General features: G+C 59.1%; 25 protein-coding genes. 23 read left to right on the top strand and 2 right to left on the bottom strand.

From position 1 onward, the window contains the following. Positions 1-135: 135 nt before the first annotated feature. From pxpB to nei, 7 genes are read left to right on the top strand one after another with little or no spacing between them, the layout of a single operon-like run. On the top strand, positions 136-792 hold the full coding sequence (pxpB, locus tag IMX17_RS12385; protein WP_182264967.1) for a 5-oxoprolinase subunit PxpB: 657 nt from the start codon (positions 136-138) through the stop codon (positions 790-792). Continuing rightward, positions 786-1,718 (top strand): 5-oxoprolinase subunit PxpC, encoded by a 933-nt coding sequence (pxpC, locus tag IMX17_RS12380; RefSeq protein ID WP_193549810.1) that lies wholly within the window; start codon positions 786-788, stop codon positions 1,716-1,718. The genes pxpB and pxpC overlap by 7 nt, the downstream gene beginning before the upstream one ends. Then, entirely contained in the window at positions 1,708-2,448 is a 741-nt protein-coding gene (gene pxpA / locus IMX17_RS12375; RefSeq protein WP_004939906.1) for a 5-oxoprolinase subunit PxpA, read from the top strand. The genes pxpC and pxpA overlap by 11 nt, the downstream gene beginning before the upstream one ends. 55 nt (positions 2,449-2,503) lie before the next feature. Further along, the gene (locus tag IMX17_RS12370; protein ID WP_016928734.1) at positions 2,504-3,235 is read left to right on the top strand and encodes a DUF969 domain-containing protein; all 732 of its coding nucleotides are present in this window, start codon (positions 2,504-2,506) and stop codon (positions 3,233-3,235) included. Next, positions 3,232-4,251, top strand: coding sequence for a DUF979 domain-containing protein (locus IMX17_RS12365; protein WP_046896788.1), 1,020 nt, complete (start codon positions 3,232-3,234; stop codon positions 4,249-4,251). Before IMX17_RS12370 ends, IMX17_RS12365 begins: the two co-directional genes overlap by 4 nt. Positions 4,252-4,259: 8 nt before the next feature. Continuing rightward, a complete protein-coding gene (gene pcp, locus IMX17_RS12360; protein WP_193549809.1) occupies positions 4,260-4,904 on the top strand; it encodes a pyroglutamyl-peptidase I in 645 nt (214 codons plus the stop codon). 54 nt (positions 4,905-4,958) lie between these two features. Next, positions 4,959-5,750: an endonuclease VIII gene (gene nei, locus IMX17_RS12355; RefSeq protein ID WP_193549808.1), complete on the top strand. Its 792-nt coding sequence runs from the start codon at positions 4,959-4,961 to the stop codon at positions 5,748-5,750. Positions 5,751-5,807: 57 nt separating this feature from the next. Here the strand turns inward: nei and IMX17_RS12350 are convergent, their stop codons facing one another. Continuing rightward, on the bottom strand, positions 5,808-7,100 hold the full coding sequence (locus tag IMX17_RS12350; protein ID WP_033642196.1) for a citrate synthase: 1,293 nt from the start codon (positions 7,098-7,100) through the stop codon (positions 5,808-5,810). Positions 7,101-7,829: 729 nt separating this feature from the next. On the opposite strand from IMX17_RS12350, the gene sdhC reads away from it, so the two are divergent. The 8 genes from sdhC (at position 7,830) to sucD (ending at position 17,582) form a co-directional block, all read left to right on the top strand. Next, on the top strand, positions 7,830-8,219 hold the full coding sequence (gene sdhC, locus IMX17_RS12345) for a succinate dehydrogenase cytochrome b556 subunit (protein ID WP_004939893.1): 390 nt from the start codon (positions 7,830-7,832) through the stop codon (positions 8,217-8,219). Next, positions 8,213-8,560, top strand: coding sequence for a succinate dehydrogenase membrane anchor subunit (gene sdhD / locus IMX17_RS12340; protein ID WP_004939891.1), 348 nt, complete (start codon positions 8,213-8,215; stop codon positions 8,558-8,560). Before sdhC ends, sdhD begins: the two co-directional genes overlap by 7 nt. Then, complete coding sequence (sdhA, locus tag IMX17_RS12335) at positions 8,561-10,327, top strand: succinate dehydrogenase flavoprotein subunit (RefSeq protein ID WP_015376974.1); 1,767 nt, start codon at positions 8,561-8,563, stop codon at positions 10,325-10,327. It abuts the gene before it with no gap. A gap of 16 nt (positions 10,328-10,343) precedes the next feature. Further along, on the top strand, positions 10,344-11,060 hold the full coding sequence (locus IMX17_RS12330) for a succinate dehydrogenase iron-sulfur subunit (protein WP_015376975.1): 717 nt from the start codon (positions 10,344-10,346) through the stop codon (positions 11,058-11,060). Between the two features lie 275 nt (positions 11,061-11,335). Then, positions 11,336-14,143, top strand: coding sequence for a 2-oxoglutarate dehydrogenase E1 component (gene sucA, locus IMX17_RS12325; RefSeq protein WP_182264963.1), 2,808 nt, complete (start codon positions 11,336-11,338; stop codon positions 14,141-14,143). A gap of 64 nt (positions 14,144-14,207) precedes the next feature. Next, entirely contained in the window at positions 14,208-15,422 is a 1,215-nt protein-coding gene (odhB, locus tag IMX17_RS12320; RefSeq protein WP_033642197.1) for a 2-oxoglutarate dehydrogenase complex dihydrolipoyllysine-residue succinyltransferase, read from the top strand. A gap of 121 nt (positions 15,423-15,543) precedes the next feature. Beyond that, positions 15,544-16,710 carry an ADP-forming succinate--CoA ligase subunit beta gene (sucC, locus tag IMX17_RS12315; protein WP_015376978.1) on the top strand — a complete coding sequence of 389 codons (1,167 nt, stop codon included), beginning with the start codon at positions 15,544-15,546 and terminating at the stop codon, positions 16,708-16,710. Next, positions 16,710-17,582: a succinate--CoA ligase subunit alpha gene (gene sucD, locus IMX17_RS12310; protein WP_004939878.1), complete on the top strand. Its 873-nt coding sequence runs from the start codon at positions 16,710-16,712 to the stop codon at positions 17,580-17,582. Before sucC ends, sucD begins: the two co-directional genes overlap by 1 nt. A 72-nt stretch (positions 17,583-17,654) precedes the next feature. On the opposite strand, the gene IMX17_RS12305 is transcribed toward sucD, so the two are convergent. After that, a complete protein-coding gene (locus tag IMX17_RS12305) occupies positions 17,655-19,553 on the bottom strand; it encodes a bifunctional UDP-sugar hydrolase/5'-nucleotidase (RefSeq protein WP_182264962.1) in 1,899 nt (632 codons plus the stop codon). Between the two features lie 684 nt (positions 19,554-20,237). Between IMX17_RS12305 and cydA the strand changes: the two genes are divergently transcribed. The 8 genes from cydA to tolA all read left to right on the top strand — a co-directional run bounded on the left by cydA (position 20,238) and on the right by tolA (position 26,348). Next, the gene (gene cydA / locus IMX17_RS12300) at positions 20,238-21,806 is read left to right on the top strand and encodes a cytochrome ubiquinol oxidase subunit I (RefSeq protein ID WP_004939873.1); all 1,569 of its coding nucleotides are present in this window, start codon (positions 20,238-20,240) and stop codon (positions 21,804-21,806) included. 14 nt (positions 21,807-21,820) lie between these two features. After that, positions 21,821-22,960, top strand: coding sequence for a cytochrome d ubiquinol oxidase subunit II (gene cydB / locus IMX17_RS12295; protein WP_015376980.1), 1,140 nt, complete (start codon positions 21,821-21,823; stop codon positions 22,958-22,960). Positions 22,961-22,977: 17 nt separating this feature from the next. Further along, positions 22,978-23,091, top strand: coding sequence for a cytochrome bd-I oxidase subunit CydX (cydX, locus tag IMX17_RS12290; protein ID WP_004939868.1), 114 nt, complete (start codon positions 22,978-22,980; stop codon positions 23,089-23,091). Then, positions 23,091-23,387: a cyd operon protein YbgE gene (ybgE, locus tag IMX17_RS12285; protein ID WP_004939866.1), complete on the top strand. Its 297-nt coding sequence runs from the start codon at positions 23,091-23,093 to the stop codon at positions 23,385-23,387. Before cydX ends, ybgE begins: the two co-directional genes overlap by 1 nt. A 130-nt stretch (positions 23,388-23,517) precedes the next feature. Next, positions 23,518-23,922, top strand: coding sequence for a tol-pal system-associated acyl-CoA thioesterase (gene ybgC / locus IMX17_RS12280; protein ID WP_004939863.1), 405 nt, complete (start codon positions 23,518-23,520; stop codon positions 23,920-23,922). Beyond that, complete coding sequence (tolQ, locus tag IMX17_RS12275) at positions 23,919-24,602, top strand: Tol-Pal system protein TolQ (RefSeq protein WP_004939862.1); 684 nt, start codon at positions 23,919-23,921, stop codon at positions 24,600-24,602. Before ybgC ends, tolQ begins: the two co-directional genes overlap by 4 nt. Before the next feature lie 12 nt (positions 24,603-24,614). Then, on the top strand, positions 24,615-25,043 hold the full coding sequence (gene tolR / locus IMX17_RS12270; RefSeq protein WP_004939859.1) for a colicin uptake protein TolR: 429 nt from the start codon (positions 24,615-24,617) through the stop codon (positions 25,041-25,043). 81 nt (positions 25,044-25,124) lie between these two features. Beyond that, positions 25,125-26,348, top strand: coding sequence for a cell envelope integrity protein TolA (gene tolA / locus IMX17_RS12265; protein ID WP_193549807.1), 1,224 nt, complete (start codon positions 25,125-25,127; stop codon positions 26,346-26,348). Positions 26,349-26,458 lie beyond the last annotated feature (110 nt).

The raw sequence follows: 26,458 nt of genomic DNA, 5'->3' as shown, positions 1-26,458 counted from the left end.
CGGCCTGCGCGCCGGCTGAATCCTTTTACCGCGCTATTTCCTTATTTTCCTTATGGTTGCGTTCTATTGACAGCCGGGGCTGCGTCACGCATAACTGGTGTGTTTTTCAGCGCGATAATAATAAGGAGAATAAGGGTGCAACAAGCGCGTTATTACCTTTTAGGTGAAAGAGCGGTAGTGCTTGAACTGTCACCGCCGGTGACGTTGCCGAGCCAGCAGCGCATCTGGGCGCTGGCGGAAAAGCTGAATCATCATCCCGACGTGCGGGAAGTGGTGCCGGGAATGAACAACCTGACGCTGCTGTTGCATACGCCACAGGCCGACGCCGAAGCGATGCTCGCGTTACTGCAGCAGGGGTGGGAAAGCAAAGAGCGCCTGACGCCGGAGTCGCGTCAGGTGGAGATCCCGGTTGTCTACGGCGGGGAACAGGGCCCCGACCTGGATGAGGTGGCGCGCCATACCGGCATGACGCCGCGACAGGTGGTGGAATGCCATGCGGCGGCGGCTTACGTGGTCTATTTTCTCGGCTTTCAGCCGGGCTTCTCCTATTTGGGCGGCATGCCGGAAAAACTGGCGACGCCGCGCCGCGCCGAACCGCGTCTGGCGGTGGCGGCCGGCTCCGTCGGTATCGGCGGCGGCCAGACCGGCATCTATCCGCTGACGACACCCGGCGGCTGGCAGCTGATCGGCCGCACGCCGCTGGCGTTGTTCAATCCCCATGAAATGCCGCCGACGCTGCTGCGCCCGGGTGATAGCGTACGCTTTGTGCCGCAGAAGGAGGGCGTATGCTGATTATTCTGCGTGCCGGCATCTATACCACGGTGCAGGATTTGGGCCGTGAAGGATTTCGCCGTCTGGGCATCAGTACCGGCGGCGCGTTGGATCAACCGGCGCTGAAGATCGCCAACCTGCTGGTGGGCAACGCGCCGGAGGCCGCCGGGCTGGAGATCACGCTCGGCCAGTTCAGCGCCGAGTTTACCCGTCCCGGCTGGATCGCCCTGACCGGCGCCGGCTGCGACGCGCAGCTGGACGGTAAGCCGCTGTGGACCGGCTGGCGCTACCCGGTGAAAAAGGGGCAGCGTCTGGTGCTGGGCACGCCGAAGCGCGGCATGCGCAGTTATCTCGCGATCGCCGGCGGTATCGCCGTGCCGGAAATGCTGGGCTCGCGCAGCACCGACATGAAAGCCGCTTTTGGTGGGTGCGAGGGGCGTAATCTGAGGGACGGCGATCGGTTGCCGCTGGGCCAATCCGCCGCTGAACCGCAAACCCGCTGTGGCGTGAAGCAGTTGCTGTTCACCAATCGCATCCGTGCGTTGCCGGGGCCGGAGTACGCCGAATTCAGCGAAGAGGCGCAAGATACGTTTTGGCGCGCCGCCTGGCAGCTCAGCCCCCAGAGCAACCGCATGGGCTACCGTTTGCACGGCGGCACGCCGCTGGCACGCACCACCGACAGAGAGATGCTGTCGCACGGTCTGATGCCTGGTGTGGTGCAGGTGCCGCACAACGGCCAGCCGATCGTGCTGATGGCCGATGCGCAAACCACCGGCGGTTACCCGCGCATCGCCTGCGTGATCGAAGCCGATCTTTACCATTTGGCGCAGATCCGTCTCGGCGAACCGATCCATTTCGTTCTCTGTTCACTGGCCGAGGCGCAGCGCGCCAAGGCCGAGCAGGATCTTTTCCTTCGACAGATTGCCTGGGGGTTACATGATCGTTGATTTGAACGCCGATCTCGGCGAAGGCTGCGCCAACGACCAGGCGCTGTTGCAATTGGTGAGCTCGGCCAACATCGCCTGCGGCTTCCACGCCGGCGATGCGCAGACCATGCGTCAGTCGGTGCGCTGGGCATTGCAGTACGGCGTGGCGATCGGCGCCCACCCGAGTTTTCCCGATCGGGAGAATTTCGGTCGCACTCGCATGCAGCTGCCGCCGGAAACGGTGTACGCGCAGGTGGTGTATCAGCTCGGGGCGCTGGCGGCCATCGCCCGCGCCGAGGGCGGGGTGATGGTGCACGTTAAGCCGCACGGCATGCTGTACAACCAGGCGGCGGTTGAGCCGGCGCTGGCGGAAGCCATCGCCCGGGCGGTGCAGGCGGTCGATCCGGCGCTGCGGCTGGTGGGGCTGGCCGGCAGCGAGCTGATCCGCGCCGGGCAACGGCTCGGTCTGACCACCCGGCAGGAGGTGTTCGCCGATCGCGGTTATCAGGCCGACGGCACGCTGGTGCCGCGCGGTTTGCCGGGGGCATTGATCGAGGATGACGAACAAGCGCTGGCGCAAACCCTGGAGATGGTGCGCCATCACCGGGTGCGCAGCGTCGATGGCGTTTGGACCGCCGTACAGGCGGAGACCGTCTGCCTGCACGGGGACGGCGAGCATGCGCTGGCGTATGCGCGCAAGCTGCGGGACAGTTTTGTTCAACAGGGCATCCGCGTCAGCGCAGAGCAGTAAAGCAAGACACAACATCACAAACAAAAAAATTATTAGAAAATATCGAGGGAAGACTATGGAACAGGCCGTGAATCTCTGGCCACTGATCGGCATCGCCGCGATCGTGGTCGGGTTTGTATTGCGTTTCAATCCGGTGCTGGTGGTGATCGCCGCCGGCATCATCACCGGTCTGGCGGCGCTGATGCCGCTGGACGTCATTCTGGAAAAGCTCGGCGAGGGCTTTCTCAATACCCGAAACCTGCCGCTGATCCTGCTGCTGCCGCTGGCGGTGATCGGCCTGCTGGAACGTCACGGGCTGAAAGAGCGGGCGCAGGCGTGGATCGCCAAGATCAAAAGCGCCACCGCCGGCCGTTTGCTGATCGTGTACCTGTTCGTGCGCGAGATCACCGCGGCGATGGGGCTGACCAGCCTGGGCGGGCATCCGCAGATGGTGCGGCCGCTGCTGGCGCCGATGGCGGAAGGGGCGACGGAAAACCGCTACGGCGAGTTGCCGGAGCGCACCCGCCACCGCCTGCGCGCCATGTCGGCCGCCACCGACAACGTCGGGCTGTTCTTCGGCGAGGATATCTTCGTGGCCTTCGGCGCGATCATCTTCATGCATAACTTTATGCTGGAGTCCGGCGGCATTCAGACCGAGCCATTGCATATCGCGCTGTGGGGCATTCCGACCGCCATTTTCGCTTTCCTGATCCACGCTTTCCGGCTGTATCGGATGGATAAACAGCTGAGCGCCGAGCTGGCGCAGCTGAATCAGGCGGCGCTGCAGGCGAAGGGGGAAGCACGATGAACTTCCAGCAACAATATCTCTACTGGCTGGCCGGCGCGGTGCTGCTGATTGTGGCGGTGATGTCCTTGCGCGATCGCGCCAACCCGCGCCGCATCACCACCGGGCTGTTTTGGGGGCTGTACGGCCTGGTATTCCTGGTCGGCGACTGGACTTACCGCCTGCTGGGCGACGTGCTCGGCGAAGGCAGCAACGAGAAACGCATGCTGCACATCATCGTTGGCGTGGTGGTGGTGGTGATGGCCCTGATCGCCGGCTTCGGCGGCGTGCGCCTCGGCAGCTATCATCAGCGAACGCCGCAGGAGCGCGAGGCGAGCGCCAAGCGCCTGGGCAACAAGCTGTTCATTCCCGCGCTGGCGATCCCGGTGGTGACGGTGATCGGCGTGCTGCTGTTCAACAACGTGCCGGCGTTGCAAAACGCGGTATTCGGCAGCGGTAACCACGCGACGCTGATCACCCTGTTCTCGATGACCGTCGGTTGTCTGATCGGGTTGGCGATCGCGGTGAAAATGACCCATGAGAAGGCGCTGCAGCCGATACAGGAAGCGCGGCGCCTGCTGGATTCGATCGGCTGGGCGTTCATTCTGCCGCAGATCCTCGCCACGCTGGGGCTGCTGTTTACCGTCGCCGGCGTTGGCACTGCGATCTCGCATTTGACCCAGGAATATCTGGCGGTCGATAACCGTTTTATCGCCGTGGCGGTCTACGCTATCGGTATGGCGGTGCTGACCATGGTGATGGGCAACGCCTTCGCCGCTTTCCCGATCGTTACCGCCGGCATCGGCATTCCGATCCTGGTGTTGCAGCACGGCGGCAACCCGGCGGTGATGGCGGCGATCGGCATGTTCTCCGGCTATTGCGGCACCCTGATGACGCCGATGGCGGCGAACTTTAACATTGTGCCGGCGGCGCTGCTGGAGTTGCCGGACAAGAATGCGGTGATCAAGGCGCAGGTGCCGACCGGCGCGCTGCTGCTGTTGGTTAACGTGTTCCTGCTGTATTTCCTGATGTTCCTGTAGGAGTAAGGATGCAAAAAGTATTGATTACCGGCTTCGAGCCGTTTGGCGGCGAGCGCCTCAATCCCTCCTGGGAAGTGGTGAAGCAGCTCAACGATATGGAACTGGTGGGCACGCGTATCGTGGCGCGCCAGTTGCCGTGCGTGTTCGGCGCCGCGCTGGAGGCGCTCAATGCGGCGATCGACGAGGTGCAGCCGGTGATTGTGCTGGCTATCGGCCAGGCCGGCGGCCGCACCGATATCACGATTGAACGGGTGGCGATCAACGTCGACGATGCGCGTATTCCCGACAATCAGGGGCAGCAGCCGGTGGATGAGCCGATCGTCGCCGGCGGTCCGGCGGCCTATTTCAGCACCTTGCCGATCAAAGCGATGGTGAGTTCGATGCGCGAGGCCGGCATTCCGGCCGCCGTTTCGCAGACTGCCGGCACCTACGTGTGCAACCATGTGATGTATGGGCTGCTGCACCGTTTGAGCGGCCAGCGCGAGGTGAAGGGCGGTTTTATCCATATCCCGTATCTGCCTGAGCAGGCGGCGGCGCACCCCGGCGCGCCGAGCATGGCGGCTTCGACGGTGCTGTTTGCATTGGAGCTGGCCGTTTCCATCGCTTTGCAGGTGGAACACGATCTGAAAGTGGTGGGCGGTGCAACGCATTAAGCCTGATAATCCCCGGCGCATCGGGCTGCGCCGGGTCTATGCAAGGAGTGGTCTATGCCGGAAGGACCGGAGATCCGCCGGGCGGCGGACAAACTGGCGGCGGCGGTGATCGATCAGCCGCTGACCGCCGTCGATTTCGCTTTTCCCCAGTTGAAGCACTACCGCCAGCGTTTGCTCGGCGAGCGCATCGTCGCCATCGAGCCGCGCGGCAAGGCGCTGTTGACCCACTTTTCCAATGGGCTGACGATGTACAGCCATAACCAGCTGTACGGCGTATGGAAAGTGGCGGCGGCGGGAGAGACGCCGGAGACCAAGCGCGATCTGCGGGTGCGGCTGGAAACCGCTCGCAGCGCAATATTGCTCTACAGCGCTTCCGACATCACCGTCGGGCCGCGCGAGGAGATAGAACAGCACCCGTTCCTGCAACGCATCGGCCCCGACGTGCTGGACATGTCGTTGACGGTGGATGAGGTGCAGGCGCGTTTGCTGACGCCGCGTTTTCGCCGCAGACAGCTGGGCGGCATGTTGCTCGACCAGGCGTTTCTTGCCGGATTGGGCAATTATCTGCGCGCCGAAATTCTGTGGCAGGCCAAACTGGCGCCGCAGCACAAACCGCAGGATCTGGCGCCGGAAGCGCTTTGGCGTCTGGCGGAGGCGCTGCTGGCGGTGCCGCGTCTTTCCTATCAGACGCGCGGGCAGGCGGATGAGAACCGCCATCACGGCGCGCTGTTTCGCTTCAAGGTGTTTCATCGCAGCGGCGAGCCCTGTGAGCGCTGCGGCGCGATGATTGTGCGCACCGACCTGTCGTCGCGGCCGTTTTATTGGTGCCCGGGCTGCCAGAAATGAGCAAAAAAAACGCCGCCCGAAGGGGCGGCGCTGTGCGGTTTCAGCCGGGGAAGCGGCTTACTTGGTTTTCAGCTGGGATTTGAAATCACGCTCGGCATAGCCGGTGTACAGCTGACGCGGACGGGCAATTTTGATGCCTTCGTCGTGCATTTCGTTCCAGTGCGCGATCCAGCCGATGGTGCGCGCGATGGCGAAGATCACGGTGAACATGGAAGAAGGAATGCCCATCGCCTTCAGGATGATGCCTGAGTAGAAGTCGACGTTCGGGTACAGTTTCTTCTCGATGAAGTACGGGTCGTTCAGCGCGATGTGCTCCAGCTCCATCGCCACCTGCAGCAGGTTGTCGTCCTTCTTGTTCAGCTCTTTCAGCACTTCGTGACAGGTCTCGCGCATCACGGTGGCGCGCGGATCGTAGTTCTTGTACACGCGGTGGCCGAAGCCCATCAGGCGGAAGGAGTCGTTCTTGTCCTTGGCGCGTTTGATGAATTCCGGAATGTGATCGACGGTCTTGATCTCTTCCAGCATTTTCAGCGCCGCTTCGTTGGCGCCGCCGTGCGCTGGCCCCCACAGGGAGGCGATACCGGCCGCGATGCAGGCGAACGGGTTGGCGCCGGAAGAGCCGGCGGTGCGCACGGTCGAGGTAGAGGCGTTCTGCTCATGGTCGGCGTGCAGGATCAGGATGCGATCCATGGCGCGTTCCAATACCGGGTTCACCACGTACTCTTCGCACGGGGTGGCGAACATCATGTGCAGGAAGTTGCCGGCATAGGACAGATCGTTGCGCGGATAAACGAACGGCTGGCCCAGGGAGTATTTGTAGCACATCGCGGCCACGGTCGGCATTTTGGACAGCAGACGGAACGCGGTGATTTCACGGTGACGCTCGTTGTTGACGTCCAGCGCATCGTGGTAGAACGCCGCCAGCGCGCCGGTCACGCCGCACAGCACCGCCATCGGGTGCGAGTCGCGACGGAAGCCACGGAACAGATGGGTGATCTGGTCGTGGATCATGGTGTGGCGGGTTACGGTGGTTTTGAAGGTCTCGAACTCTTCCGGCGTTGGGGTCTCGCCGTACAGCAGGATGTAGCACACTTCCAGGTAGGAAGATTCTTTCGCCAGCTGTTCGATAGGGAAGCCGCGGTGCAGCAGCACGCCTTTGTCGCCGTCGATGAAGGTAATCTTGGATTCGCAAGAAGCGGTGGAGGTAAAGCCGGGATCAAATGTGAAATAACCTTTGGAACCCAGAGCGCGGACATCGAGGACATCAGGGCCCAGTGTCGGTGTCAATACGCCCAGTTCGATCGGAGCTTCGCTGTCGTTAATGGTTAGCGTCGCTTTCTTATCAGTCATTTACTGTCTCCTTAGCGCCTTATTTTAAAAACCACTAACAACTGAAATACCTTAAATCTCTGCAGGTTGCCCGCAAAAAAATGGTGCGGACGCTAACTCTGTGAGCGACTGCGCAACTGTGCGCGGGTAGGGTACAGAGTGCTGACCAGGCGAACGAGACGGGTGACCAGTTGTTAACGATTCAGAGTAATTCGTTATAGTCTGTTAATCTTACCTATGAGCTGTTCGAAGAGATGTGAACCTATCCCAATAATCTGTTTTTATGTGCTTTATTTGCTTTTGACGCCGGCAAACTCGAGCGGGAAACAACGGCTATTGGGATAGGTTCGCCAAATACACTGTTGCATAACTCGAACCCGGGAGGAAGTGTATCTGCTGACCCATAGCGCATCATAGGACCGTTTGTGCCCCTATATGTAATGGAAATGTTGATCTCTTGTCAAATCAGATAATTAATTTTGCACTAATTGTGAAATCCGTGATCTGAATCACTGTTCGGGGGAAATGTTATCAAAGCGGTTGTATGAGAATTGTAATCAGAATGTGATCCTCCTATACTGCCGCCAGGTCTCCGGATTACCCTGAAGTAGGAGCACCCAGCGTTATAAATGCGCGCCGTTTGAGCACAGAGGATGTTGATGTTTGAGCGCGTGACGTGTAAGGGTTTTAGGCTCTTAACGCTGTCTGATCCCCGCCCAGGCCCGGAGGAAGGAAAATAATAAGAGCTGTGTGGGCAAATACGTGAAAAAACAACGACCTGTCAACTTGGATCTGCAAACGATCCGGTTCCCCGTAACTGCGATAGCGTCTATCTTACACCGAGTCTCTGGCGTAATTACCTTCGTTGCCGTGGGTATCCTCCTCTGGCTGCTGGGCCTGTCACTCTCTTCCCAAGAGGGGTTCCTGCAGGCGGCCGCCATCATGAATAGCTTCATCGTCAAATTCATATTCTGGGGCATCCTCACGGCGCTGGCCTATCACATTTGCGGTGGCATCCGTCACTTGTTAATGGATTTTGGCTACATCGAAGAGAGTTTGGCCGCCGGCACCCGTTCCGCCCAGGTGGCGATCGGTCTGACCGTCGTGCTGTCAGTTCTGGCTGGAGTCCTCGTATGGTAAACAACGTTTCTGCATTAGGGCGCAACGGCGTGCACGATTGGCTGCTGCTGCGTGCTTCCGCTATCATCATCACCCTGTACGTCCTGTATATCCTGGGCTTTTTCGTCACGGCTCCGGAACTCACTTATGACATCTGGCGCGGTTTCTTCGCCACTTCCATTACGAAAGTGTTCACTCTGCTGACCTTGCTGTCGATTCTGGTTCACGCCTGGATCGGGCTGTGGCAGGTGCTGACGGACTACGTCAAGCCGCTGGCGGTTCGCCTGGTGTTGCAGCTGGCTGTCGTGGTCGCGTTGCTGGTCTATTTACTGTACGGAACAATCGTAGTGTGGGGTGCTTAAATGAAACTGCCAGTCAGAGAGTTTGATGCCGTCGTAATCGGCGCCGGCGGTGCGGGCATGCGTGCCGCGCTGCAAATTTCCCAAGCGGGCTCGACCTGTGCCCTGCTGTCCAAAGTTTTCCCGACCCGTTCCCATACCGTCTCCGCCCAGGGCGGTATCACCGTCGCGCTGGGCAACAGCCACGAGGACAACTGGGAATGGCATATGTACGACACGGTGAAAGGTTCCGACTATATCGGTGACCAGGACGCCATCGAATATATGTGTAAAACCGGCCCGGAAGCGATTCTGGAACTGGAACACATGGGCCTGCCGTTCTCTCGCCTGGACGACGGCCGCATCTATCAGCGCCCGTTCGGCGGCCAGTCGCTGAACTTCGGCGGCGAGCAGGCGGCGCGTACCGCCGCCGCAGCCGACCGTACCGGCCACGCGCTGCTGCACACCCTGTACCAACAGAACCTGAAAAACCACACCACCATTTTCTCCGAGTGGTATGCGCTCGATCTGGTGAAAAACCAGGACGGCGCGGTGGTCGGCACCACGGCTATCTGCATCGAAACCGGTGAAGTGGTTTACTTCAAAGCCAAGGCCACCGTGCTGGCGACCGGCGGCGCAGGCCGCATTTACCAGTCCACCACCAACGCCCACATCAACACCGGCGACGGTGTCGGCATGGCGCTGCGCGCCGGCGTGCCGGTGCAGGACATGGAAATGTGGCAGTTCCACCCGACCGGCATCGCCGGCGCGGGCGTGCTGGTGACCGAAGGCTGCCGCGGCGAAGGCGGTTACCTGTTGAACAAACACGGCGAGCGCTTCATGGAGCGTTATGCACCGAACGCCAAAGATCTGGCGGGCCGCGACGTGGTTGCCCGTTCGATCATGATCGAAATCCGCGAAGGCCGCGGCTGCGACGGTCCTTGGGGCCCGCACGCCAAGCTGAAGCTGGATCACCTGGGCAAAGAGGTGCTGGAATCCCGTCTGCCGGGCATTCTGGAGCTGTCCCGCACCTTCGCGCACGTCGATCCGGTGAAAGAGCCGATCCCGGTTATCCCAACCTGTCACTATATGATGGGCGGCATTCCGACCAAGGTGACCGGTCAGGCGCTGACCGTGAACGAGAAAGGCGAAGACGTGGTGATCCCGGGGCTGTTCGCCGTGGGCGAAATCGCCTGCGTATCGGTGCACGGCGCCAACCGTCTGGGCGGCAACTCGCTGCTGGACCTGGTGGTGTTCGGCCGTTCCGCCGGCATGCACCTGCAGGAATCGTTGGAAGAGCAGGGCGTGAGCCGTGACGCCAGCGACTCCGACGTGGAAGCTTCGCTTGATCGTCTGAACCGCTGGAACAACACCCGTTCCGGCGAAGATCCGGTCGAAATTCGCAAAGCGCTGCAGTCTTGCATGCAGCACAACTTCTCGGTATTCCGCGAAGGCGATGCGATGGCCAAGGGCCTGGAAGAACTGAAAGTGATCCGTGAACGTCTGAAGAACGCACGCCTGGACGATACCTCCAGCGAGTTCAACACCCAGCGCATCGAGTGCCTGGAGTTGGATAACCTGATGGAGACCGCGTATTCCACCGCCGTGTCGGCCAACTTCCGTACCGAGAGCCGTGGCGCGCACAGCCGCTTCGACTACCCGGAACGCGATGACGCCAACTGGCTGTGCCATTCGCTGTATCTGCCGCAATCGGAAAGCATGACGCGTCGTGAAGTGAACATGCAACCGAAGCTGCGCCCGGCATTCCCGCCGAAAGTGCGTTCTTACTAATTGCGGAGATCGACAGATGAAACTCGAATTTTCCATTTATCGCTACAATCCGGATGTCGACGACGCGCCGCACATGCAGGACTACACCCTGGAAGCGGAAGAAGGCCGTGACATGATGCTGCTGGATGCGTTGATCCAGCTGAAAGAAAAAGACCCGACCCTGTCGTTCCGTCGCTCATGCCGCGAAGGCGTGTGCGGTTCCGACGGCCTGAACATGAACGGTAAAAACGGCCTGGCGTGCATCACCCCGGTTTCGTCGCTGCGCAAAGGCAACGGCAAGATCGTGATCCGTCCGCTGCCGGGCCTGCCGGTGGTGCGCGATCTGGTGGTGGATATGGGTCAGTTCTACACCCAGTATGAAAAGATCAAGCCTTACCTGCTGAACGACGGCAAGAACCCGCCGGCGCGCGAGCACCTGCAGTCGCCGGAGCAGCGCGCCAAGCTGGACGGTCTGTACGAGTGCATCCTGTGCGCCTGCTGCTCGACCTCTTGCCCATCGTTCTGGTGGAACCCGGACAAGTTCATCGGGCCTGCCGGTCTGTTGGCGGCGTATCGCTTCCTGATCGACAGCCGTGACACGGAAACGCAAGAACGTTTAGATGATCTGGACGACGCTTTTAGTGTTTTCCGCTGCCATAGCATTATGAATTGTGTCAGTGTATGTCCTAAAGGCTTGAACCCGACGCGTGCGATCGGGCATATCAAGTCCATGCTGCTGCAACGCGGCGCATAAACGGAATGAGATGCTGCGCCGGGCTCTTTTCCGGCGCACATCCCATAGGGGAGGGAACCTCTAAAAACTGACCCGCGGCTGCGGCGCTATGCAGCCTGGTTCTTCCGCCGGTTTTTAGAGGTTCCTTGTAAGGGACCGCAAGGTCCATAACAGAACGTATCGGGCCGACATGGCCGCAAGTACGTCGAGTGAACCGTTTTACGGCAAACCGTATTCATCACGGTAATTATGTTAACCACGGCGAAAACTAAAGCTTCAAAGCTTAAGGGATCATGATGCAGAACGGCGCAATGAAGGCCTGGCTGGATTCCTCCTATCTGGCGGGCGCGAACCAGTCTTACATAGAGCAGCTCTATGAAGACTTCTTAACCGATCCGGGTTCCGTTGAAGATAGCTGGCGTTCCATTTTTCAACAGCTACCAACCGCGGGTGTCAAACCCGATCAGCTTCACTCTCAAACGCGCGATTACTTCCGCCGCCTGGCGAAAGACTCCGCGCGCTACAACACCACCATCACCGATCCGGAAACCGACGCCAAACAGGTCAAGGTACTGCAGCTGATCAATGCCTTCCGCTTCCGCGGGCATCAGCATGCCAACCTCGATCCGCTCGGCCTGTGGCAGCGCGAGCAAGTTCCTGACCTTGATCCCGCATATCACAACCTGACCGAAGCCGATTTCCAGGAAACTTTCAACGTGGGCTCTTTCGCCATCGGCAAAGAAACCATGAAGCTGGGCGATCTGTACGCCGCGCTGAAGCAGACCTACTGCGGTTCGATCGGCGCTGAGTACATGCACATCACCAACACCGAAGAGAAACGCTGGATCCAGCAGCGCATCGAGTCGGTGGTGGGGCGCGCCAGCTTTACCGCCGACGAAAAACGCCGTTTCCTGAACGAGCTGACCGCGGCGGAAGGCCTGGAACGTTACCTGGGCGCCAAATTCCCGGGTGCCAAACGCTTCTCGCTGGAAGGCGGCGACGCGTTGGTGCCGATGCTCAAAGAGATGGTGCGCCACGCCGGTAAGAACGGCACGCGCGAAGTGGTGTTGGGCATGGCCCACCGCGGCCGTCTGAACGTGCTGATCAACGTGCTGGGCAAAAAGCCGGCCGATCTGTTCGACGAATTCGCCGGCAAGCATAAAGAACACCTCGGCACCGGTGACGTGAAATATCACCAGGGCTTCTCCTCCGACGTGGAAACCGAAGGCGGCATGGTTCACCTGGCGCTGGCGTTCAACCCGTCGCACCTGGAGATCGTCAGCCCGGTGGTCATGGGGTCGGTTCGCGCCCGTCGCGATCGTCTGGACGAAGCGCGCAGCAACATGGTGCTGCCGATCACCATCCACGGCGACGCCGCCATTACCGGCCAGGGCGTGGTTCAGGAAACCCTGAACATGTCTCAGGCTCGCGGCTACGAAGTGGGCGGCACCGTGCGCATCGTTATCAACAACCAGGTTGGCTTCACCACCTCCAACCCGCTGGATGCGCGCTCTACCGAATATTGCACCGACATCGCCAAAATGGTTCAGGCGCCGATCTTCCACGTTAACGCGGACGATCCGGAAGCCGTAGCCTTCGTCACTCGCCTGGCGTTGGATTTCCGTAACACCTTTAAGCGTGACGTGATGATCGATCTGGTCTGCTACCGTCGCCATGGGCACAACGAGGCCGATGAGCCGAGCGCCACCCAGCCGGTGATGTATCAGAAGATCAAGAAACACCCTACGCCGCGCAAAATCTACGCTGACGTTCTGACCGAGCAGAAAGTGGCCAGCCTGGAAGATGCCACGGAAATGGTCAACCTGTACCGCGACGCGCTCGACCGCGGCGATTGCGTGGTTGAAGAGTGGCGACCGATGAACCTGCACTCCTTCACCTGGTCGCCGTACCTGAACCACGAGTGGGACGAAGAGTACCCGAGCAAGGTTGAGATGAAGCGTCTGCAGGAACTGGGCCGCCGCATCAGCACCGTGCCGGAAGCGATCGAAATGCAGTCGCGCGTGGCGAAAATCTACGCTGACCGCGCCGAGATGGCCGCAGGCAACAAGCCGTTCGACTGGGGCGCCGCCGAAACGCTGGCCTACGCCACCATGGCGGATGAAGGCATTCCCATCCGCATCTCCGGCGAAGACGCCGGCCGCGGCACCTTCTTCCACCGTCACGCGGTGGTGCACAACCAGAAAAACGGTTCGGTCTATGTTCCGCTGGCGAATATCCACAGCGGCCAGGGCGAATTCAAGGTCTGGGACTCCGTGCTGTCTGAAGAGGCGGTGCTGGCGTTCGAATACGGCTACGCCACGGCGGAACCGCGCACGCTGACCATCTGGGAAGCGCAGTTCGGTGACTTCGCCAACGGTGCGCAGGTTGTTATCGACCAGTTCATCAGCTCCGGCGAGCAAAAATGGGGCCGTATGTGCGGCCTAGTGATGCTGCTGCCGCACGGTTATGAAGGCCAGGGCCCTGAGCACTCCTCCGCGCGTCTGGAACGTTATCTGCAGCTGTGCGCTGAGCAGAACATGCAGGTGTGTGTCCCGTCCACGCCGGCGCAGGTTTACCATATGCTGCGTCGTCAGGCGCTGCGCGGTATGCGCCGTCCGCTGGTGGTGATGTCGCCGAAGTCGCTGCTGCGTCACCCGCTGGCGGTCTCTTCGCTGGACGAGCTGGCCAACGGCACCTTCCTGCCGGCGATCGGCGAGATCGACGACTTGGATCCGAAAGCGGTCAAGCGCGTCGTGCTGTGCTCCGGCAAGGTTTACTACGACCTGCTGGAACAGCGTCGCAAGAACGAGCAGAAAGACGTGGCCATCGTGCGCATCGAGCAGCTGTATCCGTTCCCGCATCAGGCCGTTCAGGCCGTGCTGGAGCAATACTCGCACGTGCATGACTTCGTCTGGTGTCAGGAAGAGCCTCTGAACCAGGGCGCCTGGTACTGCAGCCAACACAACTTCCGTGAGGTGGTGCCGTTCGGGGCTTCTTTACGTTACGCAGGACGTCCGGCCTCCGCCTCTCCGGCGGTGGGTTATATGTCCGTACACCAGAAGCAGCAGCAGGCTCTGGTGAATGATGCGCTGAATATTGACTAATGTTCGCTCGCTTGCCGGCCGAGGGGCCGGCAAGCAGATGATAAAAAACTTAAGGGAAAGCTAAATGAGTAGCGTAGATATTCTGGTTCCTGACCTTCCTGAATCGGTTGCCGATGCGACCGTAGCCACCTGGCACAAGAAACCGGGCGACAGCGTTCAGCGTGACGAAGTCCTGGTTGAAATCGAAACCGACAAAGTGGTGTTGGAAGTGCCGGCCAGTGAAGCGGGTATTCTCGATGCTATCGTGGAAGAAGAGGGCGCGACCGTACTGTCTCGCCAGCTGCTCGGCCGCATCCGTCCGGGCGACAGCTCCGGCAAGCCGACCGCTGAGAAGAGCCAGGAGAAAGAAGCCACGCCTGCACAGCGCGCGACCGCGAGCCTGGAAGAAGAAAGCAATGACGCGCTCAGCCCGGCGATTCGCCGCCTGATTGCTGAACACGATCTCGATGCCGGCGCCATCAAAGGCACCGGCGTGGGTGGCCGCATTACGCGTGAAGACGTGGAAGCGCACCTGGCCAAAGGCGGCGCCGCTGCCAAACCAGCCGCCGCTGAAGCCGCGCCGCAGCCTGCTCTGGCTGGCCGCAGCGAAAAACGCGTGCCGATGACCCGCCTGCGCAAACGCGTCGCCGAGCGTCTGCTGGAGGCGAAAAACAGCACCGCGATGTTGACCACCTTCAACGAAATCAACATGCAGCCGATCATGGACCTGCGCAAGCAGTACGGCGAAGCCTTCGAGAAACGCCACGGCGTGCGTCTGGGCTTCATGTCCTTCTACATCAAGGCGGTGGTTGAAGCGCTGAAGCGTTTCCCGGAAGTGAACGCGTCGATCGACGGTTCCGACGTGGTTTACCACAACTACTTCGACATCAGCATCGCGGTTTCTACTCCGCGCGGCCTGGTGACGCCGGTACTGCGCGATGTGGACGCCATGAGCATGGCTGACATCGAGAAGAAAATCAAAGAGCTGGCCGTTAAGGGCCGCGACGGCAAACTGACCGTGGAAGAGCTGACCGGCGGTAACTTCACCATTACCAACGGCGGCGTATTCGGCTCCCTGATGTCCACCCCGATCATCAACCCGCCGCAGAGCGCCATCCTGGGCATGCACGCCATCAAAGATCGCCCAATGGCGGTCAATGGTCAGGTGGTGATCCAGCCGATGATGTATCTGGCGCTGTCTTATGACCACCGCCTGATCGACGGTAAAGAATCCGTCGGTTATCTGGTGACGGTCAAAGAGATGCTGGAAGATCCGGCTCGTCTGCTGCTGGACGTCTAGTAACCCTTGCCGGGCGCGGCATGCCGCGCCCGCACTCTGTGCTATGTGGCCGGAAAACCATGCGGTTACCGCGTAATAATGGTCCGGCTAAAAACCTTCAGAACTGAATGGATAGAACATCATGAATTTACACGAATATCAGGCAAAACAGCTGTTTGCTCGGTATGGCATGCCGGCACCAACCGGTTACGCCTGTACCACTCCGCGTGAAGCAGAAGAAGCCGCATCCAAAATCGGCTCCGGCCCGTGGGTGGTGAAATGTCAGGTTCATGCTGGCGGCCGCGGTAAAGCGGGCGGCGTTAAAGTCGTCAACAGCAAAGAAGATATCCGTGCCTTCGCGGAAGCCTGGTTGGGCAAACGTCTGGTGACTTACCAGACTGACGCGCTGGGCCAGCCGGTTAACCAGATCCTGGTAGAAGCGGCGACCGACATCGATAAAGAGCTGTATCTGGGCGCCGTTGTAGACCGCGCGACCCGCCGCATCGTATTCATGGCGTCTACCGAAGGCGGCGTGGAAATCGAAAAAGTGGCGGAAGAAACCCCGGAACTGATCCACAAAATGACCATCGATCCGCTGGCGGGTCCACAGCCTTATCAGGGCCGTGAGCTGGCCTTCAAACTGGGCCTGACCGGCAAGCAAGTCAGCCAGTTCGCCAAGATCTTCATGGGTCTGGCGACGCTGTTCCTGGAGCGTGACCTGGCGATGGTTGAGATCAACCCGCTGGTGATCACCAAGCAGGGCGATCTGGTGTGCCTGGACGGCAAACTGGGCGCCGACGGCAACGCCCTGTTCCGTCAGCCTGAACTGCGTGAAATGCGTGACCCTTCGCAGGAAGACGAGCGTGAATCCCGCGCGGCTCAGTGGGAGCTGAACTACGTTGCCCTCGACGGCAACATCGGCTGCATGGTGAACGGCGCCGGTCTGGCGATGGGCACCATGGACATCGTTAAACTGCACGGCGGCGAACCGGCCAACTTCCTGGACGTTGGCGGCGGCGCGACCAAAGAGCGCGTGACCGAAGCGTTCAAAATCATCCTGTCCGACGACAAGGTGAAAGCGGTTCTGGTTAACATCTTCGGTGGTATCGTACGTTGCGATCTGATCGCCGACGGCATCATCGGCGCAGTGGCTGAAGTGGGCGTTAACGTCCCGGTCGTGGTGCGCCTGGAAGGGAACAATGCCGAACTGGGCGCCAAGAAACTGGCGGACAGCGGCCTGAATATCATTGCTGCGACCAGCCTGACTGATGCGGCTCAGCAAGTTGTTGCAGCAGTGGAGGGTAAATAATGTCCATCTTAATCGATAAAAACACCAAAGTAATTTGCCAGGGCTTCACCGGTAGCCAGGGGACTTTCCACTCCGAACAAGCCATCGCTTACGGCACCAAAATGGTTGGCGGCGTCACCCCGGGCAAAGGCGGCACTCAGCACCTGGGTCTGCCGGTGTTCAACACCGTGCGTGAAGCGGTTGAAGCGACCGGCGCGACGGCCTCTGTCATCTACGTTCCAGCGCCGTTCTGCAAAGACTCCATCCTGGAAGCGATCGATGCCGGCATCAAACTGATCATCACCATCACCGAAGGCATCCCGACTCTGGACATGCTGACCGTGAAAGTGAAACTGGACGAAGCCGGCGTGCGCATGATCGGGCCGAACTGCCCAGGCGTGATCACCCCGGGCGAGTGCAAAATCGGTATCATGCCTGGCCACATCCACCTGCCGGGCAAAGTGGGTATCGTGTCCCGCTCCGGTACCCTGACCTATGAAGCGGTGAAACAAACCACCGATGCCGGTCTGGGCCAGTCCACCTGCGTGGGCATCGGCGGCGACCCGATCCCGGGCTCCAACTTCATCGATATCCTGAAGATGTTCCAGCAGGATCCGCAGACCGAAGCGATCGTGATGATCGGTGAGATCGGCGGCAGCGCTGAAGAGGAAGCGGCAGCTTACATCAAAGAACACGTCACCAAACCGGTCGTGGGTTACATCGCCGGCGTGACCGCGCCGAAAGGCAAACGCATGGGCCACGCGGGCGCCATCATCGCAGGCGGAAAAGGCACCGCGGACGAGAAGTTTGCTGCGCTGGAAGCGGCGGGCGTGAAAACCGTTCGCAGCCTGGCGGACATCGGCGACGCGGTAAAAGCGGTGCTGAAGCGCTAAGCATTGAGTACGAAATAACACTATCTCGACATGTTTGGCCACCCATTGGGTGGCCTTTTTTATGGGTGAAGATCAGAAGTCGTTAAGCGCCTTGATCAACGCGATCCGATCCTGCAGGCGGCGCTGCCGCACCGGATCCGTGGCGGTTTGCCGCTGTTGCTCCAACGAGGTGAGGGCGGTGCGGTAATCGTCGGCATTGTTGAACAGCGCGTCTTTGACGTTGATCGAGGCGACGTTGGTGTAGCGCCCGTCGTCGGTGGTCGGCACCTGGATGACGCCATCATTGAGCAGCCGTTTGACTATCGCTCGCTGCGGTTCGTATCCCGCCATGCCGACCAGCTTCCAGCGCTGCGGCGGCACGCTCTGATACTGGCCGTGTTTCACTTCCGTCAGGTAGCGCAGAGTCAGGTTGCGAATGGTGCCTTCTTCTTCACCGTATTGCGCTTTGCTGTCGAACAGCACCGGGAAGGATTGCCCCTCCAGCGCGCCACCCTTCTGCGTCAGGTGGCCCATACGGTAACTGTTCATGCCCAGGCGGATCGGCATGTCGTCGGTGACCGGCGTGCCGTCTGCCAGGTGCAGACTGACGATGCGTGAACCGGCCGGTTGACGCAGATCGATGGTGTAAGTGACGCCGTCGAAGAAATCGTTGGTGGAATATTTGGACGAGCGCCGTGCCGGGTTAAAGCTGTAGGTGACGTCGCCCGGCTGCAGCTGGTTGAAATAATCGGCAGACCACTCCATGTAGCGTTTAAGCGCTTTGCCGTTGAGCTGATAAACGGTGATCTCGCCGCCGGCGTATTGGTAGTTAAAGGCGATATCCTTGGCCTTGATGTCGCCGACATCCAGTTTGGCGCGATCGTTGTCGATCTGCAGGGCGATCACCTGCGCCAGCGGTGCATAGTGACGGGCGGCCTGCTGGAATAACTCACTGATGCCGGTATCCTGAACGTGTACCTGAGGAATGCCGCGAAACTCGTCGGCAGGCACCAGATCGCTGCCGCTCAGTTTCGCCACGACTCGGTTGGCGTTGGCGCGCAAAATGTCATGATACGGCTGGTAGAGAGCCTGCATGGCGCTGTCTGGCGCCAGCCCCTTGATGGAATAGGTGTAGCTGTTTTTGTCGATCAGCGTGAATTTGCCATCGCGGCGTTCAAATTGCAGGTCAATGCGTGACAGCGCGCGACCGTACTTATCCGGCTCCGTGATGATGACGCCGTTCACCACCGCTTTGTCGATCTTCACATGCATGTGACCGGCGACGATCGCCGCCAGCTCCGGGTTGGCGTTGGCGATGTCCGCCACGCCGGTGCCGGGGCGCTGGTTCTCGTTGTCGATGCCCATATGCGCGACCAGCACGATCGCGTCGACCTGGCCGTCGATCTGCCTGATGACCTGTTTCACCGCCTGTACCGGATCGGTGAAGTTCAGCCCTTTGATGCGATCGGTGCCCTTGGCGAATTCCGCAGTCATCGGCGTGTCCATGCCGATAATGCCGATCTTCACGCCCTGGCGTTCAACGATGGTGTAAGCGGGCAGGTAGGGTTTGCCGCTGTCCCAGACGATATTGCCTGCGAGCGCCGCCCCCTTGAACTGTTTGAGCGGCGTGGCCAGCACAGGCAGACCGAAGTCGAATTCGTGGTTGCCCATCACCCAGACGTCGTAGTCAAGCGCGTTGAGGCCCAGCATCATCGGGCTGACGGCCTCCTGTTTGAAGGTTTCGACGAAGTTGCCTTGGATGGTGTCGCCGGCGTCCACCAGAATCAGGTTGGGCTGTTCGGCGCGCACCTTTTTGACCTGGGTGGCTATCTGGCTCAGGCTGCCCGCCAGGTTTTCCGTGTCGCTGGCGTAGTCCCAGGGCACGAAAGTGCCGTGCAGATCGGAGGTGCCCAACAGGGTGATATTTACCGTTTCGGCGGCCATGGCGTTTCCCGAGAGTCCCAAGACAGAGGCAAAGATGATTTTTTTCATAAGTTATTGTCACTCAATGCAATTTTAACATAATTGGTCATTTTGCTACAAAATCGCAACCTTTACGATCCCATTGCGAGAAATAGACTAATATTGGAGAGAGATTTGTTGTTTTGTGACTGCTATCACTGTCACGGCTTATTGGAAATAAAAGGTTAATTATGTCGCATAATAAGTGCGTAATAATACAATGGCGGCTCTTTTGAATTACATTTATTTAACACAAAAATATCATTAAAAAACAATTAAACCATTGCGCAACATGACCCTAAGAAAATTATGCGAAATGTGCTGATGAATATGGAAATAATATGCGGATAGGCTTAAATTGTCTCAGATCAAATTAGGCCGAAGTACCTCTTTCGGCTAAGATTTGACCTGTAACCAAAAGTCCAACCCACGTCACGTAAAAACCTATTTATTGTGTGGGATTGGGCGAGTATCATCCATGTTGTGATTATGGATGGTTGATCTTGTTGCATTTGTTACCCGTTGTCGGTTTTCAGTGGCGTGCTTGTCGACGGCCCGTGCGGGCTATTGGCCGAGTGTGCGGTTGAAAGCGGAGAAGCTGGATCAAATTTGTTGTGTTTAAGGGCATTCACTGCGGGGCGTTACTGGCGGCTTTGAAAGAAGCGTGCCGATAACCGCGTGTCGGAGTCTTCCTGCGAGGAGCAAGGAGTCAAGATGTTTGATATTGTCGAACTGTCGCGCTTACAGTTTGCTTTAACGGCGATGTACCATTTCTTATTTGTCCCATTAACGCTCGGTATGGCGTTCTTGCTGGCAATTATGGAAACGGTATATGTCCTGTCTGGCAAACAAATCTATAAAGACATGACCAAATTCTGGGGAAAGTTATTTGCGATTAACTTTGCTCTGGGTGTGGCCACCGGTTTGACCATGGAGTTCCAGTTCGGGACTAACTGGTCATATTTCTCTCATTACGTCGGCGATATCTTCGGGGCCCCACTGGCTATCGAAGGTCTGATGGCGTTCTTCCTTGAATCGACGCTGGTCGGCCTGTTCTTCTTCGGCTGGGATCGTCTGAGCAAGGTGCAGCACATGGCGGTAACCTGGTTCGTGGCCCTCGGCTCCAACCTGTCCGCGCTGTGGATCCTGGTCGCCAACGGCTGGATGCAGAACCCGATCGCGTCGGATTTCAACTTCGAAACCATGCGCATGGAGATGGTCAGCTTCTCCGAGTTGGTGCTTAACCCGGTTGCGCAGGTGAAATTCGTTCACACCGTGGCTGCAGGCTACACCACCGGCGCCATGTTCGTGCTGGGCATCAGCGCTTACTACCTGCTGAAGGGCCGCGACATCGCTTTCGCCAAACGCTCCTTCGCCATCGCCGCCAGCTTCGGCATGGCTGCGGTGCTGTCGGTGATCGTGCTGGGTGACGAATCCGGTTACGAAATGGGCGACGTACAGAAAACCAAACTGGCCGCCATCGAAGCGGAGTGGGATACCCAGCCGGCGCCGGCGTCCTTCACCCTGTTCGGCATTCCCGATCAGGACAAGATGGAAAACTCCTTCTCTATTCAGATCCCGTATGCGCTTGGCCTGATCGCCACGCGTTCCACCGACACTCAGGTCACCGGCCTGAAAGATCTGCTGGCGCAACATGAAGTGCGCATCCGCAACGGCATGAAAGCCTACCAGCTGCTGGAAGAGCTGCGCGGCGGCAATACCGATCCTGCGGTGCGTGCGGAATTCAACAAAACCAAGCAAGACCTGGGCTACGGCATGCTGCTGAAGCGTTATACCCCGAACGTCAGCGACGCGACGGAAGCGCAGATCCAGCAGGCGACCAAGGACTCCATTCCACGCGTGGCACCGCTGTACTTCGCCTTCCGCATCATGGTGGCCTGTGGCGTGCTGATGCTGCTGATTATCGGTCTGTCCTTCCTGAGCGTGGTGCGCGGTCGTATCGGCCAGAAAAAATGGCTGTTGCGTGCGGCGCTGTATGGCCTGCCGCTGCCGTGGATCGCGGTGGAAGCCGGCTGGTTCGTGGCGGAATACGGCCGTCAACCGTGGGCGATTGGTGAGGTGCTGCCGACCGCAGTCGCCAACTCTTCGCTGACCGCGGGCGACATTCTGTTCTCGATGGGGCTGATTTGCGGCTTGTACACCCTGTTCCTGGTGGCTGAAATGTACCTGATGTTCAAGTTTGCGCGTCTGGGTCCAAGCAGCCTGAAAACCGGCCGCTACCACTTTGAACAACCGACTGCCGCCGTGCAGGAAGCGCGCTAAACAGGAGTCCACGTATGTTTGACTATGAAGTACTGCGATTTATCTGGTGGGTGCTGGTTGGCGTACTGCTGATCGGCTTCGCCGTCACCGACGGTTTCGACATGGGCGTCGGCATCCTGGTGCGCATCATCGGTAAAACCGATACCGAGCGCCGGGTGATGATCAACTCCATCGCCCCTCACTGGGACGGTAACCAGGTGTGGCTGATCACCGCCGGCGGCGCGCTGTTCGCCGCCTGGCCGATGGTCTACGCAGCGGCCTTCTCGGGCTTCTACGTCGCCATGATCCTGGTGCTGGCGGCGTTGTTCTTCCGCCCGGTCGGTTTTGACTACCGTTCCAAGCTCGAGAGCAGCCGCTGGCGCAACATGTGGGACTGGGGCATCTTCATCGGTTCCTTCGTGCCTGCGTTGGTGTTCGGCGTGGCGTTCGGCAACCTGCTGCAGGGCGTGCCGTTCCATGTGGACGAGTACCTGCGTCTGTTCTACACCGGCAACTTCTTCCAGCTGCTGAATCCGTTCGGTCTGTTGGCGGGCGTGGTCAGTCTGACCATGCTGGTCACTCAGGGCGCGACCTACCTGCAGATGCGCACCACCGGCGAGATCCACCTGCGGTCACGCGCCGCAGCGCAGATCGCGACGCTGATCATGGCGGTATGCTTCCTGCTGGCGGGGGTGTGGCTGGTTAAAGGCATCGACGGCTACGTGATCACTTCGGCGCTGGACACCATGGCGGAATCCAACCCGCTGCGTAAAGAAGTGGCGCATCAGGCCGGCGCATGGCTGATCAACTTCAACAAGTATCCGCTGCTGTGGGCCTTGCCTGCACTGGGCGTAGTACTGCCGTTGTTCACCATCCTGTTCTCGCGTCTGGAGAAAGGCGCGCTGGCGTTTGTCACCTCGTCGCTGACCATCGCCTGCGTCATCCTTACCGCCGGGGTCACCATGTTCCCGTTCGTGATGCCGTCCAGCACCGTGCCTAACGTCAGCCTGACCATGTGGGACGCGACGTCGAGCCTGTTGACGCTGAAAGTGATGACCGTCGTGGCGGCGATCTTCGTGCCTATCGTTTTGGCGTACACCAGCTGGTCGTACTACAAAATGTTCGGTCGTCTCGACAAGAACTACATCGAAAACAACAAGCATTCGCTGTACTAAGGATAAGGAGCTAAACCATGTGGTATTTTGCCTGGATTCTCGGAACGCTTCTTGCCTGCGCCTTCGGCATCATCACGGCGCTGGCGCTTGAGCAGAGCGAAGCGACCAAAGCTCAGCAAGACGGTAAGTAATGAGCTCGTCCGTGATTGACAAGCTGTACGCTGTCACTGACAAGGGCCCGGTTCGGGCCCTTTCCCTGGTGCTGGCGTTGATTTTGGCGGGGTGCGTGTTCTGGGATCCGACGCGTTTCGCCGCCAAAACCAGCTCGCTGGAGATTTGGGAAGGGCTGTTGCTGATTTGGGCCGTATGCGCCGGAGTGATCCACGGCTTCGGATTCCGCCCGCAGCGCAGCGTCTGGCGCGCTTTTTTCGCGCCGCTTCCTGCAATTGTGATCTTGTGCGCAGGATTACTTTACGTTTCTTTATAATCTCCCCGATGTCCCCACGTTATGGGCCCTCACGGCCCATAATTATTTTCATTCCCATCTTGTAACCCATTCCCAACCCGATCCGTCTTGCGTATAGTAGCAGCGTTAAATTGCATTGCTGGGAAGTAGAGTGAGTAATACGTTGTTTCGATGGCCGGTTCGCGTTTACTACGAGGATACCGATGCCAGTGGTGTGGTCTATCACGCCCGCTACGTCGCCTTTTTTGAAAGAGCGCGCACAGAGATGCTGCGTCAGCACAACTTTCATCAACAGCAGCTGCTCAGTGAACAAGTCGCTTTTGTCGTCCGGCGCATGACGGTGGATTATCTGGCTCCGGCTCGTCTCGACGAGCAACTGGAGGTCCAGAGTGAAATCACCTCTCTGCGCGGGGCTTCTCTCACGTTTGCTCAACGCATTGTCAATTCTGACGGGGCCCTACTGAGCCAGGCAGATGTCCTGATTGCCTGTATTGATCCACACCAAATGAAGCCAAGAGCGCTTCCTAAGTCTATTGTCGCGGAGTTTAAGCAGTGACTGACATGAACATCCTAGATTTATTCTTGAAGGCGAGCCTGCTGGTTAAGCTTATCATGTTGATTTTGATATGCTTCTCGGTAGCCTCTTGGGCGATCATCATTCAGCGCACCCGCATCCTCAATGCGGCGACGCGTGACGCCGAAGCCTTTGAAGACAAATTCTGGTCCGGTATCGAGCTTTCCCGTCTGTACCAGGAAAGTCAGGCGCGTCGCGATAGCCTGACCGGTTCCGAGCAGATCTTCCATTCCGGCTTCAAGGAGTTCGCCCGCCTGCACCGCGCCAACAACCATGCGCCGGAGTCGGTGATCGAAGGGGCGTCGCGTGCGATGCGCATTTCGATGAACCGCGAGCTGGAAACGCTGGAAACCCATATTCCGTTCCTCGGCACCGTCGGTTCGATCAGTCCGTACATCGGCCTGTTCGGCACCGTGTGGGGGATTATGCACGCCTTTATCGCGCTGGGCGCGGTGAAGCAAGCCACGCTGCAGATGGTGGCGCCGGGTATCGCCGAAGCGCTGATCGCCACCGCGATCGGTCTGTTCGCCGCCATCCCGGCGGTAATGGCCTATAACCGTCTCAACCAGCGCGTCAACAAGCTTGAGCAGAATTACGACAACTTTATGGAAGAGTTCACCGCTATTCTGCATCGTCAGGCCTTCTCCAGCGACAGCAAATAAGTAGGAGGTAGCATGGCGAGAGTACGTGGACGTAGTCGGCGCGAGCTGAAGTCCGAAATTAACATCGTTCCGCTGCTCGACGTGTTGCTGGTGCTGCTGCTGATCTTTATGGCAACCGCGCCAATCATCACGCAGAGCGTGGAGGTTGACCTGCCGGACGCCACCGATTCCAAAACGGTGTCCAGCGATGACAATCCGCCGGTGATCCTCGAGGTTTCCGGCGTAGGTCAATACACCCTGGTGGTGGATCACAACCGTATGGAGCTGCTGCCGCCTGAACAAGTCGCGGCCGAAGCCAAGTCGCGTTTGGCGGCTAACCCGAAAACGGTCTTTTTGATCGGCGGTGCGAAGGAAGTCCCTTACGATGAGATTATCAAAGCATTGAATATTCTCCATCAGGCGGGCGTGGCTTCCGTGGGGCTGATGACCCAGCCGATCTGACCGTAAGGCGAACGGCAACCCGGTTCCTGCGCTGCGGCCCAGGAACCCCGTATAAGCAACACCAGTTTTTGGGAATCTATTTTGGTAAAGGCAACTGAGCAAAACGATAAGCTGAACCGCGCCGTTATTGTTTCGGTCGTTCTGCACTTCATATTGATTGCCCTGCTGATTTGGGGATCGCTGCAGGAAAAGGTCGACATGGGCGCCGGCGGTGGCGGTGATGGCACCGTGGTGGGCGCGGTGATGGTCGATCCCGGCGCGGTGGTGGAGCAGTACAACCGCCAGCAGCAGCAGAGCAACGATGCGCAGCGTGCCGAGAAGCAGCGTCAGAAAAAAGCGGAGCAACAGGCCGAAGAGCTTCAGCAGAAGCAGGCGGAGCAACAGCAGCGCCTGAAAGAGCTGGAGAAAGAGCGTTTGGCGGCGCAGGAGAAAGCCGCGCAGAACGCCAAGGCGCAGGCTGAGCAACAGCAGAAGGCGGCGGAGCAGCAGAAGCAGGCCGCCGAGCAGCAAAAAGCGGCGGAAGCCGCCGCTGCGAAGGCCAAAGAGCAACAGAAGGTCGCCGAAGCCGCCGCCGCCAAGGCGAAGGCCGAAGCGGACAAGGTCGCCAAGGCGCAGGCGGACGCGCAGAAGAAAGCCGAAGCGGAAGCCAAGAAAGAAGCGGCTGCTGCCGCCGCCGCCAAGAAACAGGCGGAAGAGGCGAAGAAAGCCGCCGCCGCTGCCGCAGAGCAAAAAGCTGCAGAGGCCGCAGAGAAGAAAGCGGCTGCTGAAGCCGAGAAAAAAGCCGCAGCGGAAGCCGAGAAGAAGGCTGCCGCCGAGGCAGAGAAGAAAGCGGCGGCCGAGAAAGCCGCTGCCGCCAAGAAAGCCGCTGCAGAGAAGAAAAAAGCCGCCGCCGAGGCTGCGAAGCAATCGGCGGAAGTTGATGACCTGTTTGGTGGCCTGGCGGACGGCAAGAACGCGCCGAAAGGTGGTGGTGCCAAATCGAAAGGTGATGGTAAACCGGCCGGGCAGGGCAATGCCAAGGCGGCAGGCGCCAGCGGGGCGGATATCAGCGGTTATATGGGGCAGATTCAAGGGGCGATTCAGAGCAAGTTCTATGACGCCAGTTCGTTCGCCGGCAAAACCTGCGACCTGCGTATCAAGCTGGCGCCGGACGGCCTGCTGATAAGCGTACAAGCAGCGGGGGGCGATCCTGCTCTGTGTCAAGCTGCGGTGTCTGCCGCCAAGTTGGCGCATATACCGAAGCCGCCGAGCGATGCCGTTTATCAGCACTTTAAGAATTCTATACTTGAATTCAAGCCGCAATAACGGTTGATTGAGTGAGTGATATCACAGGGATGTACTAAGGTAACCAACAGGGATTATGTAGTTTTACGTAAGTTGGTTTGTTAAAATTCTGCTAATTTATCGCAGGCATC

The sequence above is a fragment of the Serratia sp. X3 genome (assembly GCF_014982455.1).
Classification (GTDB): Bacteria; Pseudomonadota; Gammaproteobacteria; order Enterobacterales; family Enterobacteriaceae; genus Serratia; species Serratia ureilytica.
Note: the sequence above shows the minus strand (reverse complement) of the source record. Positions and strands in the feature narration are given on the sequence as shown.

What these genes read in the sequence shown, in the direction of transcription:
- IMX17_RS12370 (WP_016928734.1), top strand. Translation starts at nt 2,504, where the DNA reads ATGGAACAGGCCGTGAATCTCTGGCCACTGATCGGCATCGCCGCGATC.
- pxpA (WP_004939906.1), top strand. Translation starts at nt 1,708, where the DNA reads ATGATCGTTGATTTGAACGCCGATCTCGGCGAAGGCTGCGCCAACGAC.
- pcp (WP_193549809.1), top strand. Translation starts at nt 4,260, where the DNA reads ATGCAAAAAGTATTGATTACCGGCTTCGAGCCGTTTGGCGGCGAGCGC.
- sdhD (WP_004939891.1), top strand. Translation starts at nt 8,213, where the DNA reads ATGGTAAACAACGTTTCTGCATTAGGGCGCAACGGCGTGCACGATTGG.
- IMX17_RS12365 (WP_046896788.1), top strand. Translation starts at nt 3,232, where the DNA reads ATGAACTTCCAGCAACAATATCTCTACTGGCTGGCCGGCGCGGTGCTG.
- ybgE (WP_004939866.1), top strand. Translation starts at nt 23,091, where the DNA reads ATGAGCTCGTCCGTGATTGACAAGCTGTACGCTGTCACTGACAAGGGC.
- nei (WP_193549808.1), top strand. Translation starts at nt 4,959, where the DNA reads ATGCCGGAAGGACCGGAGATCCGCCGGGCGGCGGACAAACTGGCGGCG.
- cydB (WP_015376980.1), top strand. Translation starts at nt 21,821, where the DNA reads ATGTTTGACTATGAAGTACTGCGATTTATCTGGTGGGTGCTGGTTGGC.
- sucC (WP_015376978.1), top strand. Translation starts at nt 15,544, where the DNA reads ATGAATTTACACGAATATCAGGCAAAACAGCTGTTTGCTCGGTATGGC.
- odhB (WP_033642197.1), top strand. Translation starts at nt 14,208, where the DNA reads ATGAGTAGCGTAGATATTCTGGTTCCTGACCTTCCTGAATCGGTTGCC.
- cydA (WP_004939873.1), top strand. Translation starts at nt 20,238, where the DNA reads ATGTTTGATATTGTCGAACTGTCGCGCTTACAGTTTGCTTTAACGGCG.
- IMX17_RS12330 (WP_015376975.1), top strand. Translation starts at nt 10,344, where the DNA reads ATGAAACTCGAATTTTCCATTTATCGCTACAATCCGGATGTCGACGAC.
- tolR (WP_004939859.1), top strand. Translation starts at nt 24,615, where the DNA reads ATGGCGAGAGTACGTGGACGTAGTCGGCGCGAGCTGAAGTCCGAAATT.
- sucA (WP_182264963.1), top strand. Translation starts at nt 11,336, where the DNA reads ATGCAGAACGGCGCAATGAAGGCCTGGCTGGATTCCTCCTATCTGGCG.
- cydX (WP_004939868.1), top strand. Translation starts at nt 22,978, where the DNA reads ATGTGGTATTTTGCCTGGATTCTCGGAACGCTTCTTGCCTGCGCCTTC.
- sucD (WP_004939878.1), top strand. Translation starts at nt 16,710, where the DNA reads ATGTCCATCTTAATCGATAAAAACACCAAAGTAATTTGCCAGGGCTTC.
- IMX17_RS12305 (WP_182264962.1), bottom strand. Translation starts at nt 19,553, where the DNA reads ATGAAAAAAATCATCTTTGCCTCTGTCTTGGGACTCTCGGGAAACGCC.
- pxpC (WP_193549810.1), top strand. Translation starts at nt 786, where the DNA reads ATGCTGATTATTCTGCGTGCCGGCATCTATACCACGGTGCAGGATTTG.
- IMX17_RS12350 (WP_033642196.1), bottom strand. Translation starts at nt 7,100, where the DNA reads ATGACTGATAAGAAAGCGACGCTAACCATTAACGACAGCGAAGCTCCG.
- sdhA (WP_015376974.1), top strand. Translation starts at nt 8,561, where the DNA reads ATGAAACTGCCAGTCAGAGAGTTTGATGCCGTCGTAATCGGCGCCGGC.